Consider the following 18,764-nt stretch of genomic DNA (forward strand, 5'->3'; position numbering starts at 1 on the left):
CGAGAGAGAAACTTGATTTTTCAACTTCCTAAAACGGTGTTGTTCAAACATTTCTACTTATTTGTACTTACCAGTTGAACCTACGCTTCCCTAATAAAATGTCTATGGTAAAGAGTTAAAAAATCCTCCCACTTTTGTTAGATATATTTTTTTGTGTAATTTTGTAATCGTTATGCGGCAGTAATAATATACATATTAATACGAGTTAGTAATCCTGTAGTTCTCACATGCTACGAGGAGGTATTAAAAGGTGCGTTTCGACAATGCATCTATTGTAGTATATTATTGCTTAATCCAAATGAATATTATAAATTTAGGAATTCTTGCTCACATTGATGCAGGAAAAACTTCCGTAACCGAGAATCTGCTGTTTGCCAGTGGAGCAACGGAAAAGTGCGGCCGTGTGGATAATGGCGACACCATAACGGACTCTATGGATATAGAGAAACGTAGAGGAATTACTGTCCGGGCTTCTACGACATCTATTATCTGGAATGGTGTGAAATGCAATATCATTGACACTCCGGGACACATGGATTTTATTGCGGAAGTGGAGCGGACATTCAAAATGCTTGATGGAGCAGTCCTCATCTTATCCGCAAAGGAAGGCATACAAGCGCAAACAAAGTTGCTGTTCAATACTTTACAAAAGCTGCAAATCCCGACAATTATATTTATCAATAAGATTGACCGTGCCGGTGTGAATTTAGAGCGTTTGTATCTGGATATAAAAACAAATCTGTCGCAAGATGTCCTGTTTATGCAAACTGTTGTCGATGGATCGGTTTATCTGGTTTGCTCCCAAACATATATAAAGGAAGAATACAAAGAATTTGTATGCAACCATGACGACGATATATTAGAACGATATTTGGCGGATAGCGAAATTTCACCGGCTGATTATTGGAATACGATAATCGCTCTTGTGGCAAAAGCCAAAGTCTATCCGGTGCTACATGGATCAGCAATGTTCAATATCGGTATCAATGAGTTGTTAGACGCCATCTCTTCTTTTATACTTCCTCCGGCATCAGTCTCAAACAGACTGTCAGCTTATCTCTATAAGATAGAGCATGACCCCAAAGGACATAAAAGAAGTTTTCTAAAAATAATTGACGGAAGTCTGAGACTTCGAGACGTTGTAAGAATCAATGATTCGGAAAAATTCATCAAGATTAAAAATCTAAAAACTATTTATCAGGGCAGAGAGATAAATGTTGATGAAGTGGGTGCCAATGATATCGCGATTGTAGAAGATATGGAAGATTTTCGAATCGGAGATTATTTAGGTGCTAAACCTTGTTTGATTCAAGGGTTATCTCGTCAGCATCCCGCTCTCAAATCCTCCGTCCGGCCAGACAGGCCCGAAGAGAGAAGCAAGGTGATATCCGCTCTGAATACATTGTGGATTGAAGACCCGTCTTTGTCCTTTTCCATAAACTCATATAGTGATGAATTGGAAATCTCGTTATATGGTTTGACACAAAAGGAAATCATACAGACATTGCTGGAAGAACGATTTTCCGTCAAGGTCCATTTTGATGAGATCAAGACTATCTACAAAGAACGACCTGTAAAAAAGGTGAATAAGATTATTCAGATCGAAGTGCCGCCCAACCCTTATTGGGCCACAATAGGGCTGACTATTGAACCCTTACCGTTAGGGACAGGGTTGCAAATCGAAAGTGACATCTCCTATGGTTATCTGAACCATTCTTTTCAAAATGCCGTTTTTGAAGGGATTCGTATGTCTTGCCAATCTGGTTTACATGGATGGGAAGTGACTGATCTGAAAGTAACTTTTACTCAAGCCGAGTATTATAGCCCGGTAAGTACACCTGCTGATTTCAGACAGCTGACCCCTTATGTCTTCAGGCTGGCCTTGCAACAGTCAGGTGTGGACATTCTCGAACCGATGCTCTATTTTGAGTTGCAGATACCCCAAGTAGCGAGTTCCAAAGCTATTACAGATTTGCAAAAAATGATGTCTGAGATTGAAGACATCATTTGTAATAATGAGTGGTGTCATATTAAAGGGAAGGTTCCATTAAATACAAGTAAAGACTATGCCTCAGAAGTAAGTTCATACACTAAGGGCTTAGGCGTTTTTATGGTTAAGCCATGTGGGTATCAAATAACAAAAGGCGATTATTCTGATAATATCCGCATGAACGAAAAAGATAAACTTTTATTCATGTTCCAAAAATCAATGTCATCAAAATAATGGAGCGGTCAGGAAATTTCTATAAGGCAATACGGTTGGGATATATACTTATCTCCATTCTTATCGGATGTATGGCATATAATAGCCTCTATGAATGGCAGGAGATAGAAGCATTAGAACTTGGCAATAAAAAAATAGACGAGCTCCGAAAAGAAATAAACAATATCAATATTCAAATGATAAAATTTTCTCTATTGGGTGAAACAATACTGGAATGGAACGATAAAGATATCGAGCATTACCATGCACGGCGTATGGCAATGGACAGTATGCTCTGCCGTTTCAAGGCCACCTATCCAGCAGAGCGCATCGATAGTGTGCGCAGTCTTTTAGAGGATAAGGAACGACAGATGTTCCAGATAGTCCGGTTAATGGATGAACAACAATCTATTAACAAGAAGATAGCCAATCAAATTCCGGTTATTGTGCAGAAAAGTGTGCAGGAACAGTCCAAAAAGCCAAAACGAAAAGGTTTCTTGGGCATCTTTGGCAAAAAAGAGGGAACGAAGCCAACGACAACAACGACTACGCTCCGTTCATCCAATAGAAACATGGTCAACGAACAGAAAGCGCAGAGCCGTCGATTGTCAGAACAAGCCGATAGTCTTGCTGCCCGTAATGCAGAACTTAACAGACAACTGCAAGGATTGATTTGCCAAATCGAAAAGAAGGTACAATCTGATTTACAAAATAGAGAAAGCGAGATAACAGCCATGCGTAAAAAATCATTTATGCAGATAGGCGGCTTGATGGGATTTGTTCTTTTGCTGTTGGTCATTTCCTATATCATCATACACCGTGATGCAAAGAACATTAAACGATACAAACGCAAGACAACGGATTTGATCGAGCAATTGGAACAGTCCGTGCAACAAAATGAGGTACTCATAACCTCCCGAAAGAAAGCGGTACATACTATTACCCATGAGTTGCGTACACCACTGACGGCAATAACCGGCTATACCGAACTTTTGCGGAAAGAATGCAATAGCGGTAATAATGGGCAATATATCCAAAATATACTGCAATCCTCCGACCGTATGCGGGATATGCTCAACACTTTGCTTGACTTCTTCCGCCTGGACAACGGCAAGGAACAGCCCCGTCTGTCACCCTGCCGGATTTCTGCAATCACGCACACACTTGAAACGGAGTTCATGCCCGTTGCCATGAACAAAGGGCTGTACTTGATTGTGAAGAACGAAAACGATGCTGTTGTCTTGACCGACAGAGAGCGAATAATACAAATCGGGAATAACCTGCTGTCAAACGCAGTCAAGTTCACAGAAGAAGGCGGTGTTTCTTTGATTACTGAATATGATAATGGAGTTCTGACACTGGTCGTTGAAGATACAGGTACAGGCATGACAGAAGAGGAACAGAAACAAGCGTTCGGTGCGTTTGAACGTCTATCAAATGCCGCCGCAAAGGAGGGTTTCGGGCTTGGGCTTGCCATAATGCGTAATATTGTGTCGATGCTTGGCGGAACAATCCGTTTGGACAGCAAGAAAGGGAAAGGCAGTCGTTTCACAGTTGAAATTTCTATGCAGGAAGCTGAAGAACAGCTTGGATATACAAGCAATACACCTGTTTATCATAACAATAAATTCCATGATGTTGTCGCCATTGACAATGATGAGGTATTACTTCTGATGCTGAAAGAGATGTACTCCCAAGAAGGAATACACTGCGACACTTGCACCGATGCTGCGGAACTGATGGAAATGATACGCCAGAAAGAATACAGCCTGTTGCTGACAGACTTGAATATGCCCGGTATAAACGGTTTCGAATTACTGGAACTGTTGCGTTCGTCCAACGTGGGCAATTCACCAACAATCCCGGTGGTTGTGGCAACCGCTTCGGGCAGTTGTAACAAAGGGGAACTATTGGCAAAAGGCTTTGCCGGATGCCTGTTCAAGCCGTTCTCCATATCGGAGTTGATGGAGGTTTCCGACAGGTGTGCCATAAAAGAAACACCGGACGGGAAACCGGATTTTTCAGCCTTGTTGTCCTACGGCAATGAAGCCGTTATGCTGGAAAAGTTGATGACGGAAACTGAAAAAGAAATGCAGGCGGTACGGGATGCAGCAAAAGAAAAAGACCTGCAAAAGCTGGATTCCCTGACACACCACCTGCGCAGCTCGTGGGAGGTGCTACGTGCCGACCAACCGCTAAATGTACTTTACAGATTGCTTCATGGCGATGTACTCCCGGATGGTGAAGCGTTAAGCCATGCTGTGACTGCCGTGCTGGATAAGGGAGCGGAAATAATCCGGTTGGCAGAAGAGGAAAGGAGAAAATACGAAGATGGATAAGACAACAATAATTGTGGTAGAAGACAATATCGTGTACTGCGAGTTTGTCTGCAACATGCTGGCGCGGGAGGGTTACCGCACCGTGAAGGCTTACCACCTCTCAACCGCGAAGAAACATCTACAACAGGCGACAGATAATGACATCGTGGTTGCCGACCTGCACCTGCCTGACGGTAACGGCATTGACCTTTTGCGCTGGATGCGAAAGGAGGGAAAGATGCAGCCCTTCATCATTATGACCGACTACGCCGAAGTTAATACCGCCGTGGAAAGCATGAAACTCGGCTCGATAGACTATATTCCCAAACAGCTTGTGGAGGATAAACTTGTCCCCCTGATCCGTTCCATACTGAAAGAACGTCAGGCAGGACAACGCCGTATGCCTGTATTCGCCCGTGAAGGTTCCGCTTTTCAGAAAATCATGCACCGGATAAGGCTGGTAGCCGCCACCGACATGAGCGTGATGATATTTGGTGAGAACGGCACGGGCAAGGAGCATATTGCCCACCTGTTGCATGACAAGAGCAAACGTGCAGGCAAGCCATTTGTGGCGGTGGACTGCGGTTCACTCTCCAAAGAGCTTGCACCGTCGGCTTTCTTCGGACACGTCAAAGGTGCATTTACAGGTGCGGACAATGCCAAGAAAGGATATTTCCATGAGGCGGAAAGCGGCACGTTATTTCTGGACGAGGTAGGAAACCTCGCGTTGGAAACCCAACAGATGTTGCTCCGCGCCATACAGGAGAGGCGGTATCGCCCGGTCGGAGACAAGGCAGACCAGAATTTCAATGTCCGCATCATCGCTGCTACCAATGAAGATTTGGAAGTAGCGGTGAATGAAAAGCGTTTTCGGCAGGATCTTCTGTACCGCCTGCACGACTTCGGGATAACCGTTCCTCCGTTGCGTGACTGTCAGGAAGACATCATGCCGCTGGCAGAGTTCTTCCGTGATATGGCAAACAGAGAGCTGGAGTGTAGCGTGAGCGGGTTCAGTTCCGAAGCACGTAAAGCGTTGCTGACACACGCATGGCCGGGCAACGTGCGGGAACTTCGGCAGAAAGTTATGGGTGCTGTATTGCAGGCGCAGGAAGGTGTTGTCATGAAAGAGCATCTGGAACTTGCCGTGACGAAACCGACCTCTACTGTCAACTTCGCCCTGCGCAATGACGCGGAGGATAAGGAGCGGATATTGCGTGCGTTGAAACAGGCAAACGGCAACCGGAGTGTCGCCGCCGAACTGCTCGGAATAGGCAGGACAACACTATACAGCAAACTTGAAGAGTATGGACTTAAATATAAATTCAAGCAATCATAGCCCGTAATTCACTGAATTTGGCTATCTTTGCATAACATTTGAGAAAAAACGGCGATTTGCAGGAGCTTTTCGCCGCCGACATATAGAATAAGACCGCAAGGAGTTTCAGGCGTAAATCTGGTAAATTGAAACTGAAAGAAGCTAATTGCGTGATGCTTATGCTATGCCTACGCATAGCGTGCATTCACGCGTTTCTTTCAGGGGCTTTACCAGAGCCTACGCTTGAAGTAGTGTGGATTGCACGCTACTTTTTTTGTCCTTGCCTAACGAAAGGTAACGATTATGGGTAAAGTTCAGATTCTCGCCGTACTGACGATGGACGGATGTCTTTCTTCAGAGTTATATGATAAAGCACATCAGGATTTGTGCCTTGACCGTTGCGGTCTTGATGAAATCAGGGAGAAAGCCCTTTACCATGTCACACCGGACTATTCCATTTCAATGCTGCACGAATGGAGAAAAGACGGCACAAACATCCGTTACCTCGCGGAAGCCACATCGGACACGGCAGACTATATAAATGGACTGCTGCGTATGCACGCTGTGGATGAAATCATACTGTACACCGTTCCTTTCATTTCCGGAAGCGGACGACATTTTTTTAAGTCGGCTCTGCCGGAGCAACACTGGACGCTTTCCTCTTTGAAAAGCTATCCCAACGGTGTATGTCGCATTATCTACATCCTTGATAAAAAAGCAAGATAGCCAAAATGTGCGGCAAGCATACATTTCTGTTTCCGGAAACAGAATAAATGTTCTGATTACGAACAATTTAATCCCGTATAAATTCATTCTTTTGGAAAAATATTGAATTTTATACCACTGAAATTCAGCATCTTGAAAAAGCCGATGCCGGATTTTTTTGTTTTCTGACACGTATTTTGCCAATTATATTCATGTGCGCACGCAGAAAACAAAGTGTAATTTTCAAAATTAACAGAACAATGAACTATTTCTTGCTGGCGGAGACCGACTTTTTCCGCCTGATAAACGAAGCCGGTGACTGCAATATGGAAACGGCATACACGGCTTTCGCCACCCAAGTGATCGAACTGTGCAATGGCGGCATGGACGTGAACCTTACCGTCATCGCGCTTGCCTACATCGAAATCGAGTTGCAGCACCATCCCGTGCGCAATCTGTCAGAAGAAAGAAGAGAGATTGCCGCCTACGTCAGCAAGGCTCTGTCTTTCGTAAGAAAGATGCAGAAATTCCTTGCCACGCCCCAAGTGCCACCACTAATATCCGCCAATAACGCAACAGAAACCACCGCCAGTCTTCTTCAATGGACGGGCAACGCCATCGACCTCGTGGAACTTATCTACGGCATCGATGAGATGGGCTGCATCAACAACGGCAACATGCCGCTTAAACAGCTTGCCCCGCTTCTTTACAAGATATTCGGTGTTGATTCTAAGGACTGCTACCGTTTCTATACCGACATCAAACGCCGGAAGAACGAAAGCCGCACCTACTTTCTTGACAGGATGCAGGAGAAACTGAACGAGAGAATGCTGCGTGATGAAGAGCTGGAACGAATGAGAAAATAATTTTCTTGCAAGCCGGTCGTTATTCATTGAGATAATCTGCCGAAATTTGCAACCTAAACAGAAGTGGCGTAATAAAATGGCGAAAAAGAAGAAACAACAGGGGCATTACTGCCGGATTTGCGGTGAGTACAAAGCCAACGAGCAATTCGGCGGCAAAGGACACGCACAGCATATCTGCAAGGAATGCCAGTCGCTGCCCGAATATGTTAAGGCGGACATGGTACGCTGCAACGAGGTGGAACGTGCCGCTTTCAAATACCCCATGACCCGTCAGGACTGGGAACTGCTGGAAAAATATGCCAAGAAGTACAAGGACATGGAATCCGGGCGGTTCGCGCAGGATATGCTGGACATGAAACGGGGCAACGATGTACCGGATGAAAATATGAAAGAGGAAGCTCCGTTTGACGGGACTTGCGAAGATGAAACCGTGCCGTTCGCCGAACTGGAAGATGACATCCGTTATCAGTTGGAAGAGCTGCTGGCGGATAACATCAACGAGTTCATGGTACACAAAAATTATATTCCCGAAGGCAAGGAGCTGGAGAACATTAACGAATGGGTAATGAAAGAAGCCCGTGACACCTTTTTCATAAATGTCATTCCCGATGCCGCTTATGACAGTCTGGTGGAAGAAACGATAGGCAGGCTTGTGAAGGAATGGGAAGAGGACGGTTTTGAGATAAAGACCTATTCCGCATCGCTGGTCGTCATGGAAACGGAACGGCTGCTTATCCGCAGGATAACCCGGAAGGATCTGGACGCGCTACTTGCTATAATGGGAAAGCCGGAAGTCATGTACGCTTGGGAACACGGTTTTACCAAAAAGGATGTGCGCAAATGGATAAACAGGCAACTCACCCGATACCATAAGGACGGGTTCGGATATTTTGCCGTCATACTGAAAGAAAGCGGCACGTTGATAGGACAAGCCGGTCTGGTGAAAAGTACCATAAACGGGAACGAGGCTGTCGAGCTTGGATATATACTCGATAACGCATACTGGCATCACGGTTACGGTACGGAAGCCGCCCATGCATGTCTGGAATACGCCTTCGGAGAGCTGGCACTGAAAACCGTCTGTTGCAGCATCCGACCGGAAAACGTGGCATCCATTCGAGTGACTGAAAAGTTGGGAATGACCCCGTGCGGCAAGCATACCGTCATATACAACGAAAAAGAAATGCCGCATCTTATATATGAATTGAAAACAGGAAATTGAAAAAAAATCCGTAACCCACATAGCTGTTGAGTTACGGATTTTTTCATTTGGCTACTTCTGCTGCAACAGATGTTTCAGGTTATCGTCGCCCGCGATGCGCTCCAATTCATCCTGCACAATCTGCTTCACCTCTTCCTTGATGCGCCGGTAGTTCGCCTGTACCGTTTCCTTCATTCGGTCGTTGCCGTCCTCGTCCGTGAAATCGGTAATGACGGGAATTTTCTTGTAGGCACTTTCTTCCCGTTTCACCTTTTCGGCATCCACCACAATCTCACAGTGAAAAATCTTCTGCTCGATACGCTCGTTGAAGTTGTCGGACACCGAACCGACAAACATGCCCTGCGTCAGACCGGAAATCTTGCTTGGTGGGATGAGCGCGTCCATCTGCGTATTTATGGAGGTGGAAACATCCTGCCGGTTGATGGAAATGGACTGCCGCTTCTGCAACACCTTACCGAACCGTTCCGATAGTGTCTTTGCCGTTTCACCTACCACCTGCCCGGAGAAGATATTACCGACAGTGTTCATCACGACTTTGGCTTCCTTATCGCCATAGTCGCGTACTAACTGGCTGAAATCCTGAAAGCCCAGGCACACGGCAACCTTGTTGCTTCGGGCGGTAGCTATAAGATTGTCCAACCCTTTGAAATATATCGTGGGTAGCTCGTCTATGATGACCGACGACTTCAGCATCCCCTTCTTATTGATGAGCTTCACGATGCGGGAGTTATACAATCCGAGAGCCGCCCCGTAGATGTTCTGACGGTCGGGATTGTTGCCCACGCATAGGATTTTCGGCTCTTCGGGATTATTGATGTCCAGCGTAAACTCGCTGTCCGACATCACCCAGTAGAGCTGCGGTGAAATCATCCTCGAAAGTGGGATTTTCGCCGACGCTATTTGCCCCATGAGCTGCTCTGCAGCCCCTCCGAGCCACGCATCCATGAACGGGGAAAGGTAGTTCTCCAGCTCCGGATAAGAGGTCAGTATCGGAAATATATCCTCGTAACGGCGGTTCAGAAACTCGATGGCATGGGGAAACGTGCAATACTTTCCGTTCTGATAGATTTTGAGATACCAGATAATGCTGGCAAACAGAATGATAGGTGACTCCACGAAGAAGTCGCCCTGCTTTTGCACCCACGTTTTATTGAGGTTGAGCATTATTGTATAGGCACTTTCGTAAGCGTCTGTAATATCCTCCATGAAATCCGGGTGAATGGGATTGCAACGGTGTGAGCGTCGCGGGTCGTCGAAGTTGATTACATAGAATTTCGGCTTCACCTTGTAGCCCTCCGGATTATTCATCAGATGGTTATATGCGATGGTCGAAAGGTCGGGGTACTTGAAATCGTAGATGTATTGACTAAATCCCTTTTCAATCTGTTGCTTGATAAAATTGTTTACAACGGCGTATGACTTGCCGCTGCCCGGCGTACCCAACACGATGGACGCACGGAAGGGATTAACTACATTGATCCAACCGTTGTTCCAGCGTTTCCTGTAATAGAAACGTGTGGGCAGATTGACCGAATACTCGCTTTCTATAAGCCTTGTTTCCTGCATGAAACTCTCGTTCTCGTTGTTGAAAACATCATCCATCAGATTGTGTTTCAACAGGCGGCTCATCCACAGACCACCCATCAGCAGGCAGACATAGCCCGTGCCGATGGTAAGGACATACAGCCCCGTCACCGCTTCAACCGGCAGCGGCAGAGCCAACAACCACCAGTTCAGAAAGAACAGCACGAACCCGGCGGAGAGTGCCGTCCAGATTCTTCCCCAAGTGATTTTCTCACCCTTGACCCCTTTCGTGCCCAGACAGGACAAGGCAAGCAAAAGGACGGAAAACAGTTTCGTGTACAGTATGGAATGGAACAGCCCCGCCGTGCGGTCGAAGTTCAGAAGGATTTTGTTCACCACACCGATGTTCACGCCCCACAGCCGGATGGCTTCGTAGCAGAACCAGTACACGTTCATGACCACTAAAATGATACTCACGGCACGCAGAAAATCCATGATTTTCGCCAATGCCCTCAAATCGTCTTCTTGTGACATAGATTAAAATTTTAATTGTTGATACTCCGATTACATACCCAAGCCCTTGCTCTTTTTCTTCTTTTTGCGCTTCATCGCCCGGATGAAAGCCTCTTCCTCGGCATCGGTCGTCGGACCTTCGGGAGTGAGCAAGCCCATACCGCCCGACACGTCTTCACGGTCGTATGCGGTCTGCCCGTGTACCTTGTCCGCAACATCCACCGGGATGGAAAGCGGTATAGGCGGTTGTCCGGCGTATGGCAGTGTGAAGTGTTCCTGCAAGGCATTCGCCGAAAGTTCCTTACCCATGCGCGAGCCGTTCAGCACGCATCCCGTGCGGTGGTCGATGAAGGTAGCCCCGTAGATGCGCCCTTCCTCCGTGTAGCGCAACACGGTGTCTATGCCTTTCTCTTTGAGTTGGGAAACAAACCGGTCCGTGTCATAAGTGCCTTGCAGCACGGAAAGGACGGTGCGTTTCGTCATGTCTGCCAGTTTCCTATCCTTGATTTCCGATTTGGAACGGACAAACTTCTTCTGTACGGCTTCATAGCCTGCGGACTTCCCGAAAAGCGAGGATTTGAACGGGTTGCCCACCTTGTTACCCTTGTCGTCCGTGACGGAATAGACCAGCCCGTGATACTCCCGTCCGCGCACGTTTCCCCTCGCTTCCTCCACCGTCATATTATATAAGGAAAGGAGCGCACGGTATTCGCCCATCGTCTGGAAGCGGTACTGCCCGTTCAGAGCCTTCACGGTGTTGCCCACCTGCTTTTTCACATCGCCAGCCGATGCGTCCACCTTGCGCAACGGGTTATCCAATCTCTGATTTTTTCGTTCTGCCGGATGCAATCCATACTTCTGTTCCAGTTCCCTGCGAATACGGTCGCTGCGGCGGTAGAGAAAATCCCGGTTGAGTCTTTTCCCGTTCTCGTCCACGTTGACCGTCACGATGTGCAGGTGGTGGCGGTCGATGTCCTCGTGCTTGAATACAAGATAAGGCTGGTTTCCGAAACCGAGTTTTTCCAGATACTCGCGGGCGATATTCTGCAACTCAATATCGGTCAGCACATCCTCCGGGTGCGGGTTGAGCGAGATATGCACCACCGGCTTCTCGACCTTCATCTGCGGTGGCAGGAAGGTGTGGAAACCCTCCATCGCCTTGTTGATGTCCACCGTTCCCGAACCGTCATTGTAGATGCGGTTGGTGGTGAGAAGCCGCCCCTGCGCCTCGTTAATCTTCTCCCCGTTGTAGGCAATCGCGCCGTACAACGAGTCTCCTACACTGATTTTTGCGACCATTTTGCTTCCATTTCTCTCGACAATTCCACAATCTGACGGCTCAGTTTCACGAGTTCGACGGTGTGTTGCTCCAGCTTGTAGAGCAACGCCATCGCCTTTTTCTCGGAAAAATGCAGCCTCAATTCCTTCACGACTTGGTTGTAATTCGTCCCCACGGCGCGGAACTGCGCATGAAAATCCGATAGCTTGGTGTAGTAGTCCACCAGCGTCTTGTCCACCTTCAGCACCTTGAACGGTTGCCCGAAGAAGTGCGCTTTGAGGAAAACCGACCGTGCATAGACACCCGATTTTCCGAACATGGCGAGGAAACGGTTGTGTTCCTCCTCGTTGAAACGGACGGTGTAGCGGTACACCGCCGGATCGAGTTTGGGATTTCTCCCTGCTTTGCTTTTCCTTTTCTCTTTCATATCACTTTGGATTTAGCGGATTGACGGCATAAGCCGCCGCTTCTGTTCACGGCACCGCAGTTCTGAAAGGCTTTCCGACTTCGGAGGGAAAGCCCGTCCCCTGCAAGGGCAAGTGCTTTTCGTGGCTGCTCAAAATATTTTGAGCGGCTGAAAAGACATCTTGCTATGTTCAGGTGAACATAAAAATCCGTCAGGGGACGGATTGGGAAAATACCTTTCAGGACTCCGGGCCGCGCGCCATCGGCGAACCCTGCCGTCCGGGTGCAAAGTTACGCTCTTAAAGCGGTAACGAACAGATACTTGACCCGGCCAATGGCTGCCAACCGGCGCAACATGCCGCCACTTGCCCAAGAAGTGATACAAGTTCAAAAATATACTTGTTTATTTGCAGCATGATTCAAGAAACTAACGGTTTGAAGATATGAGGAAAGGAATATTCAAATACCCGGACAACCGCTTCGGCGGACACTTGCCGAAACGGATACCCGAACCGTCGGAAACCCGGTTGTCCGACAATTCGGTGACGCATGGATTCAATGACTTCATGACGCAGTGTCGTCATTCATCACTTGTCCGCCGCACCGCTTCACCGCAGAACCGGATACGCGGTGACCCGCCCGTGTGCCTGTTCACGGAAACGGATAATGCGGTAATTCAATCCGCATGTAAACAGAAAACAAAATCATCAACAATTAAACTGAATAGAACCATGAGTAAGGAAATCTTCGTTGCATTCGCAACACAGAAAGGTGGCATCGGCAAATCCACCGTCACGGCACTCGCCGCCAGCTACCTGCACAACGTGAAAGGCTACAATGTCGCCGTCGTGGACTGCGACGACCCGCAGCACAGCATCCACGGCCTGCGCGAACATGAGACGGCACTCATCGGCAGGAGCATCTACTTCAAGGCTCTCGCGTGCGACCATTTCCGCAAGATAAAGAAGAACGCCTATCCGGTCATCAAGAGCAACGCGGTGAACGCCCTCGACGATGCGGAAAGGATGATCGCCGCCGAGGTCGTGAAGCCCGACGTGGTTTTCTTCGACATGCCGGGGACACTCCGGAGCAACGGCGTGATAAAGACGCTATCGCAGATGGACTACATCTTCACGCCCCTGAGTGCCGACCGCTTTGTCGTGGAAAGTACCCTGAAATTCGTCACGATGTTCCGCGACAGGCTGATGACAACCGGGCAAGCGAAAACAAAGGGGCTGCATCTGTTCTGGACGATGGTGGACGGCAGGGAGAGGAACGACCTGTACGGCATCTACGAGGAAGTGATAGCCGAAATGGGCTTCCCGGTGCTTTCCACCCGCCTGCCCGACAGCAAGAAGTTCCGCCGCGACCTTTCGGAAGAGCGCAAGAGCGTTTTCCGCTCCACCATCTTCCCGATGGACACGGCACTGCTGAAAGGGAGCGGCATCCGTGAGTTTTCCGAAGAGATAAGCGACATCATCAGACCGCAGTGAGCATGGGCAGCAGGAAAGTAAACACGGAAGGCATCGACGAGGAACTGCTGTTGGCATCTATCGGGCGGCGCACACAGGACGGGACACTACGCCCGGCGCAGGAAGACCCCGCAGCCGTACCGACCGGAGAGGACACCGCCGCACCGGAGCCGCCACCGGCTCAACCCGTGACACGGGAGAGAGCGCAGAGGGAAGGCGGCCGCCGGAAAAGGCAGGACGAGGACTATAACGAGCTGTTCCTGCGCCGCAATGAGATAAAGACCCGCCAGTGTGTCTATATCAGCCGCGACGTACACGGCAAGATCCTCAAAATCGTGAACGACATCGCCGGAGGGGAAATCTCTGTGGGCGGCTATGTGGATACCGTGCTGCGCCAGCATCTGGAACAGCACAAGGAGAGAATCAACGAACTGTACAAGAAACAACGTGAAGATCTGATTTGAAAATGGAAAAAGAAATGACACCGAATGAAAAAAGACCGCAGCAGGACTGCGGAGGCATGCTTGCCCAAGTGCAGGCGAGCGTGGAAATACTGTCGCCCGTCCCGGTGAGCGGCAAATGCTGCGAGAAGGACTATGAACGTCTATTCATCCGCGACCCGGAAGTAAAGGCGCGGGAGGGCAAGATGGCGTATGTGCGTCCGGAGTACCACGAGCGTATCATGCGCATCACCCGTGTAATCGGGCATGATAGGCTTACACTGTCCGCCTACATCGACCATGTGCTGACGCACCACTTCAACCAGTGCGAGGACGCTATAAAGAGCCTTTACGCCCGGAATTACAATTCAGTATTCTAACTAAAACCGGAAGTATATGAATGAAACAATCAGCATGACAGACATTCTGCTGGCGGTATCGGTCGGCTGCAACCTATGGTTCCTGTTCCTGCTCCTTTACGAGCGCATCATGGACATGCGGCTTGTCCGCTTCTTCAAGGGCATCGCCGGATTATGGCGGTCGTTGGACAGGAATGGGCCAAAGAGCGTAGCGGCACATGAGGAAGTTTCCACGGCAAAGGGGGACATCATCGGCAAGAGCCGTTTCAAAATGGCATCCACCCGGACAATCGCTGCCATACCGGCGCAAGAAGCCGCCACTTTGGAAAAAGGCATTGAGCTGTCGGAGGAAGAGGCTACTTTTGACGACGGAAACACGGAAACCGCGTCCCGCCCGGCGCAAGTCCCGGAGGAAAAGCTCGATGAGACCTTCACGAGCATGCCGCCGGAGGAACTGGGATACGGGGAGGACGAACCGGATGAAGACGCTTCGGACACGCCACGGGCTTCGGGCAGCAGCTTTGACGAGATTGACGATGCCTGCAAGACCGCCAAGAACCCGGACGCGACACAGGCGGAACGTGAAAAGGCGGCGAAGGTGTTCACCGACATGGAAGGCACGGAGCTGTACGAGAAAATGATGGAAGGCTCTTCGGAGATAGGCATCCGCATCAAGGGGCTTATCGAGATCCGGCTGAAGAAACCCGAAAAGGAGTTCATCGTGCCGGACAACATCGAGGATTTCGACATCCGAAACTATGTATGACAACTGAAAAAGGAATGGACATGAAATAGTGACATCAACCCACGCGGCAAGGAAACGCAAGGCGTATCCCGTCCGCAACGGACACGCCCACGTCCGTGGAAACAAACGGGCATCCACTAAAACCAAAGTAAAGTAACAGAGTACCAACCGCCCGACAAAGGACTATCCACCCTTTCGACGGCAAAAAACAAGGACAATTCATGAACAAGAACATCTTGAAAAACAGAAAAGCAATCCTATCCGCGGCACTTTTCATCGCCGCAACCGCCTCCGCTTTCGCGCAAGGAAACGGCATCGCGGGCATCAACGAAGCCACCTCTATGGTGAGTTCGTATTTCGACCCCGGAACTAAACTGATATACGCCATCGGCGCGGTCGTCGGGCTTATCGGGGGCGTGAAAGTGTACGGAAAATTCTCATCGGGTGACCCCGACACCTCAAAAACAGCAGCAAGCTGGTTCGGCGCGTGTATCTTCCTGATTGTAGCCGCCACCATCCTGCGCTCATTCTTCCTTTAATGTAATAATGTATGGCTGAATACCCGGTAAACAAGGGTATCGGCCGTCCGGTAGAGTTCAAGGGCTTGAAGGCACAGTACCTCTTCATCTTCTGCGGAGGTCTGCTGGCTCTCTTCGTCCTGTTCGTCATCCTCTACATGGTCGGTATCGACCAGTGGATATGTATCGGCTTCGGCGCGGCATCGTCCTCCCTCCTTGTGTGGCAGACCTTCGCGCTGAACGCCCGGTACGGCGAACACGGGCTGATGAAATTGGGAGCGTCACGGAGCCATCCCCGATACCTTATCAACCGGCGGCGGATAACCCGTCTGTTCAAACGACAACGAAAGGAAGAAAGACAATGAGGAATACATCAAAAATGACAACACTGGAAAACAAGTTTCCCCTGCTTGCGGTGGAGCATGGCTGCATCATCTCAAAGGACGCCGACATCACGGTGGCTTTTGAGGTGGAGCTGCCGGAGCTTTACACCGTGACGGGCGCGGAGTACGAGGCAATACACAGCTGCTGGTGCAAGGCGATCAAGGTGCTGCCGGACTACTCCGTCGTTCACAAGCAGGACTGGTTTATCAAGGAACGCTACAAGCCGGAGCTTCAGAAGGACGACATGAGTTTCCTCTCACGGAGCTTCGAGCGTCACTTCAACGAGCGTCCGTACCTGAAACACACCTGCTACCTCTACCTGACCAAGACGACGAAGGAGCGTAGCCGGATGCAGAGCAACTTCAGCACGCTGTGCCGAGGGCACATCATCCCGAAAGAGCTGGACAGGGAAACCACGACCAAGTTCATGGAAGCCTGCGAACAGTTCGAGCGTATCATGAACGACAGCGGGCTTGTCAGGTTGCGCCGCCTCTCCACCGACGAGATTGTGGGGACGGAGGGTAAGGCGGGGCTGGTAGAACGCTACTTCTCGCTCATGCCGGAAGGTGACATCACCTTGCAGGACATCGAACTTTCGGCAAGGGAGATGCGCATCGGCGACAACCGCCTGTGTCTGCACACCCTCTCCGACGCGGAAGACCTGCCGGGCAAGGTGGCTACCGACACCCGTTACGAGAAGCTCTCCACCGACCGGAGCGACTGCCGCCTCTCCTTCGCCTCCCCGGTGGGGCTGCTGCTCTCCTGCAACCATATCTACAACCAGTATGTGCTGATAAATAACAGCGAGGAAGCCTTGCAGAAGTTCGAGAAGTCCGCCCGTAACATGCAGTCGCTCTCACGCTATTCAAGGAGCAACAGCATCAACCGCGAGTGGATAGACCAATACCTGAACGAAGCCCGGTCCTACGGGCTGACCTCGGTACGGGCGCACTTCAACGTCATGGCGTGGAGCGACGACGCGGAGGAACTGAAGCACATAAGGAACGACGTGGGCAGCCAGCTGGCAAGCATGGAGTGCGTGCCGCGCCACAACACCATCGACTGCCCTACACTCTACTGGGCGGCGATACCCGGCAATGCGGCGGACTTCCCGGCGGAAGAGAGTTTCCACACTTTCATCGAACAGGCGGTGTGCCTGTTCACGGAGGAAACTAACTACCGCAGCTCGCTCTCGCCCTTCGGCATCAAGATGGTGGACAGGCTCACAGGGAAACCGCTGCACCTCGACATCAGCGACCTTCCGATGAAGCGGGGTATCACCACGAACCGCAACAAGTTCGTGCTGGGTCCTTCGGGCAGCGGCAAGTCGTTCTTCATGAACCACCTCGTGCGCCAATATTATGAGCAAGGCGCACATGTGGTATTGGTGGACACGGGAAACTCCTATCAGGGCTTGTGCGGCATGATCCGGCGCAAGACAGGCGGAGTGGACGGCGTGTATTTCACCTACACGGAAGAGAAGCCCATATCATTCAACCCGTTCTACACCGATGATTACATCTTCGATGTGGAGAAGAAGGACAGCATCAAGACCCTGCTTCTTACGCTCTGGAAATCGGAGGACGACAAGGTGACGAAGACGGAGAGCGGCGAACTGGGCAGTGCCGTGAGTGCCTACATCGAGCGTATCCAATCCGACCGTAGCATCGTGCCGTCGTTCAACACTTTCTACGAGTATATGCGCGACGACTACCGCACGGAACTGGCGCAGCGCGACATCAAGGTGGAGAAGTCCGACTTCAACATCGACAACATGCTCACCACCATGCGGCAGTATTACCGGGGCGGACGTTACGACTTCCTGCTCAACTCCACGGAGAACATCGATCTGCTCGGCAAGCGGTTCATCGTCTTCGAGATTGACAGTATAAAAGAGAACCGCGAACTGTTCCCCGTCGTGACTATCATCATCATGGAAGCCTTCATCAACAAGATGCGGCGGCTGAAAGGGGTGCGGAAACAGCTTATCGTGGAGGAGGCTTGGAAGGCCCTCTCTTCGGCAAACATGGCTGAATACCTACGTTATATGTACAAGACGGTCAGAAAATATTACGGCGAGGCAATCGTGGTGACGCAGGAGGTGGACGACATCATCAGTTCTCCGGTGGTCAAGGAGAGCATCATCAACAACTCCGACTGCAAGATACTTCTCGACCAGCGCAAGTACATGAACAAGTTCGACCAGATACAGGCGTTGCTCGGACTGACGGAAAAGGAGAAGGGACAGATACTCTCCATCAACATGGCGAACAACCCTTCACGGCTCTACAAGGAGGTGTGGATAGGCTTGGGAGGCACACAGTCGGCGGTCTATGCCACCGAGGTCAGTGCAGAAGAGTATCTGGCGTACACCACCGAGGAAACGGAGAAAGTGGAGGTTTACTGTCTGGCGGATAAGTTGGGCGGCGACATCGAAGCCGCCATCCGGCAGCTTGCCGAAAGGCGGAGGAACAAGGAATAACTAAAACAGAATGT

At 49.8% G+C, this 18,764-nt stretch carries 16 protein-coding genes; 13 read left to right on the plus strand and 3 right to left on the minus strand.

All coding sequences use genetic code 11. From position 1 onward, the window contains the following. Nucleotides 1–298 precede the first annotated feature (298 nt). From tet(Q) to GCWU000325_RS11575, 6 genes are all read left to right on the plus strand, one after another. On the plus strand, nt 299–2,224 hold the full coding sequence (tet(Q), locus tag GCWU000325_RS07750) for a tetracycline resistance ribosomal protection protein Tet(Q) (RefSeq protein WP_006255810.1): 1,926 nt from the start codon (nt 299–301) through the stop codon (nt 2,222–2,224). Then, entirely contained in the window at nt 2,224–4,542 is a 2,319-nt protein-coding gene (locus GCWU000325_RS07755; protein WP_006255811.1) for a hybrid sensor histidine kinase/response regulator, read from the plus strand. Before tet(Q) ends, GCWU000325_RS07755 begins: the two co-directional genes overlap by 1 nt. Next, nucleotides 4,535–5,857 carry a sigma-54-dependent transcriptional regulator gene (locus GCWU000325_RS07760; RefSeq protein WP_006255812.1) on the plus strand — a complete coding sequence of 441 codons (1,323 nt, stop codon included), beginning with the start codon at nt 4,535–4,537 and terminating at the stop codon, nt 5,855–5,857. The genes GCWU000325_RS07755 and GCWU000325_RS07760 overlap by 8 nt, the downstream gene beginning before the upstream one ends. Before the next feature lie 282 nt (nt 5,858–6,139). Further along, nucleotides 6,140–6,562, plus strand: a complete 423-nt coding sequence (locus tag GCWU000325_RS07765; protein WP_006255814.1) for a dihydrofolate reductase family protein — start codon at nt 6,140–6,142, stop codon at nt 6,560–6,562. Nucleotides 6,563–6,801: 239 nt separating this feature from the next. Continuing rightward, nucleotides 6,802–7,407: an RteC domain-containing protein gene (locus GCWU000325_RS07770; RefSeq protein WP_040599728.1), complete on the plus strand. Its 606-nt coding sequence runs from the start codon at nt 6,802–6,804 to the stop codon at nt 7,405–7,407. A 76-nt stretch (nt 7,408–7,483) separates the two neighbouring features. Continuing rightward, complete coding sequence (locus tag GCWU000325_RS11575; protein ID WP_006255818.1) at nt 7,484–8,629, plus strand: GNAT family N-acetyltransferase; 1,146 nt, start codon at nt 7,484–7,486, stop codon at nt 8,627–8,629. Nucleotides 8,630–8,680: 51 nt separating this feature from the next. Here GCWU000325_RS11575 and mobC read toward each other — a convergent pair whose 3' ends face one another. The 3 genes from mobC to mobA are packed head-to-tail and all read right to left on the minus strand — an operon-like array spanning nt 8,681 to nt 12,372. Then, complete coding sequence (gene mobC / locus GCWU000325_RS07780; RefSeq protein WP_006255819.1) at nt 8,681–10,687, minus strand: conjugal transfer protein MobC; 2,007 nt, start codon at nt 10,685–10,687, stop codon at nt 8,681–8,683. A gap of 30 nt (nt 10,688–10,717) precedes the next feature. Continuing rightward, nucleotides 10,718–11,965 (minus strand): conjugal transfer protein MobB, encoded by a 1,248-nt coding sequence (gene mobB, locus GCWU000325_RS07785; RefSeq protein ID WP_006255822.1) that lies wholly within the window; start codon nt 11,963–11,965, stop codon nt 10,718–10,720. Beyond that, nucleotides 11,944–12,372 carry a conjugal transfer protein MobA gene (gene mobA, locus GCWU000325_RS07790; RefSeq protein WP_004312006.1) on the minus strand — a complete coding sequence of 143 codons (429 nt, stop codon included), beginning with the start codon at nt 12,370–12,372 and terminating at the stop codon, nt 11,944–11,946. Before mobA ends, mobB begins: the two co-directional genes overlap by 22 nt. Before the next feature lie 421 nt (nt 12,373–12,793). On the opposite strand from mobA, the gene GCWU000325_RS07795 reads away from it, so the two are divergent. The 7 genes from GCWU000325_RS07795 to GCWU000325_RS07825 all read left to right on the plus strand — a co-directional run bounded on the left by GCWU000325_RS07795 (nt 12,794) and on the right by GCWU000325_RS07825 (nt 18,750). Beyond that, nucleotides 12,794–13,843 carry a ParA family protein gene (locus tag GCWU000325_RS07795; protein ID WP_083788001.1) on the plus strand — a complete coding sequence of 350 codons (1,050 nt, stop codon included), beginning with the start codon at nt 12,794–12,796 and terminating at the stop codon, nt 13,841–13,843. Between the two features lie 2 nt (nt 13,844–13,845). Then, on the plus strand, nt 13,846–14,286 hold the full coding sequence (locus GCWU000325_RS07800; protein ID WP_004371718.1) for a DUF3408 domain-containing protein: 441 nt from the start codon (nt 13,846–13,848) through the stop codon (nt 14,284–14,286). Between the two features lie 2 nt (nt 14,287–14,288). Continuing rightward, on the plus strand, nt 14,289–14,642 hold the full coding sequence (locus GCWU000325_RS07805) for a DUF3408 domain-containing protein (protein WP_004371719.1): 354 nt from the start codon (nt 14,289–14,291) through the stop codon (nt 14,640–14,642). A gap of 16 nt (nt 14,643–14,658) precedes the next feature. After that, the gene (locus GCWU000325_RS07810) at nt 14,659–15,387 is read left to right on the plus strand and encodes a hypothetical protein (protein ID WP_006255825.1); all 729 of its coding nucleotides are present in this window, start codon (nt 14,659–14,661) and stop codon (nt 15,385–15,387) included. Between the two features lie 200 nt (nt 15,388–15,587). Then, the gene (locus tag GCWU000325_RS07815) at nt 15,588–15,905 is read left to right on the plus strand and encodes a DUF4134 domain-containing protein (protein ID WP_004371721.1); all 318 of its coding nucleotides are present in this window, start codon (nt 15,588–15,590) and stop codon (nt 15,903–15,905) included. Between the two features lie 11 nt (nt 15,906–15,916). Further along, complete coding sequence (locus tag GCWU000325_RS07820) at nt 15,917–16,249, plus strand: DUF4133 domain-containing protein (protein WP_006255827.1); 333 nt, start codon at nt 15,917–15,919, stop codon at nt 16,247–16,249. After that, nucleotides 16,246–18,750, plus strand: a complete 2,505-nt coding sequence (locus tag GCWU000325_RS07825) for a TraG family conjugative transposon ATPase (protein WP_006255829.1) — start codon at nt 16,246–16,248, stop codon at nt 18,748–18,750. The genes GCWU000325_RS07820 and GCWU000325_RS07825 overlap by 4 nt, the downstream gene beginning before the upstream one ends. The last annotated feature ends 14 nt before the right edge of the window (nt 18,751–18,764 follow it).

This window comes from Alloprevotella tannerae ATCC 51259, assembly GCF_000159995.1.
In the GTDB taxonomy this organism is placed as follows: domain Bacteria; phylum Bacteroidota; class Bacteroidia; order Bacteroidales; family Bacteroidaceae; genus Alloprevotella; species Alloprevotella tannerae.